Below are 250 nucleotides of genomic sequence, written 5' to 3' on the forward strand. Positions count from 1 at the left end.
ACCTGCGAGGGGCCGTTCACGGCCGCGACGCCGGCCCGGTCTGCCATGCCCTCAAGGAGCGGCAGCACGTCGGCCTCCGCCGCCTGGACGGCCAGCATGGCCCCGCCCTCGGGCAGTGACTGCATCAACCTGCCGCGTGCGGCCACCAGTCGGGCGGCGTCCTCCAACGACCACACCCCGGCCACATACGCAGCCGTCAACTCACCGATCGAATGACCACCGACAATCTGCGGCCGCACCCCAAACGACT

Annotated in this window: 1 protein-coding gene; it reads right to left on the minus strand. The window is 70.8% G+C overall.

Going from position 1 to position 250, the window contains the following annotated elements:
- Positions 1-250, minus strand: a 250-nt coding sequence (locus ADL01_RS27490) for an acyltransferase domain-containing protein (protein WP_159049649.1), incomplete at both ends; no start/stop codon positions are given.

Source organism: Streptomyces sp. NRRL WC-3618 (genome assembly GCF_001280005.1).
Lineage (GTDB): Bacteria > Actinomycetota > Actinomycetes > Streptomycetales > Streptomycetaceae > Streptomyces.